The sequence below is a fragment of the Roseateles sp. AC306 genome (genome assembly GCF_979253795.1).
In genome coordinates this window covers 1-583 of the sequence record NZ_CEEDEB010000044.1, presented here as the reverse complement: position 1 = coordinate 583, position 583 = coordinate 1, and the positions used below count along the sequence as shown (strand labels likewise).

Here is a 583-nt window from a genome sequence, read left to right as displayed (position 1 = left end):
CCGGCGGCCGGGTAACTTTCTTCTGCGGGGCCAGAAGAAAGTCACCAAAGAAGAGGCCCTGAACCGCACACGACCGCAACGACGCCATGAGCGTCGCGCGAAAACGTCCGCCGGCATTGCGGGACGACGCGACCCGCTGCGCTCTCGCTGCTGTCCTTGTCACCAGCACCGTTCATCGCACCATCGGGCCGCCTAACGCGCGGCTGCACGCCGTGCTCACGAGAAAGACCGAAGACAGCGTCGCTCGGGCGACGCGACAGCGCGCTTGTTCGCCGTACTCGTACGTCGGTGTAAGCACAGCGAACCCCAACGCCGCGCGTCCGCCACAGTGGCGTCGCCCCAGCGACGCGGTATTCGCTGGTGAGCCCGGCGTGCAGCCGGCGTTAGGCGGCGTGAAGTGGCGAGTGATGGCGCTCGTCACAAGGACAGCAGCGAGAGCGCAGCGGCTCGCGTCTGCCCGAAACGACGGTGATTGTTTTCGCGCGCCGTTGAAGGCGACCTGGTGCTCGTGTGCGGTTCAGGGCCTCTTCTTTGGTGACTTTCTTCTGGCCCCGCAGAAGAAAGTTACCCGGCCGCCGGGACG

Annotated in this window: 1 protein-coding gene; it reads left to right on the top strand. The window is 66.0% G+C overall.

Annotated features, from left to right (window positions below):
• Positions 1-86: 86 nt before the first annotated feature.
• A partial coding sequence (locus tag AC0IZJ_RS28345; RefSeq protein ID WP_471855595.1) for a hypothetical protein occupies positions 87-583 on the top strand: 497 nt, incomplete at its 3' end.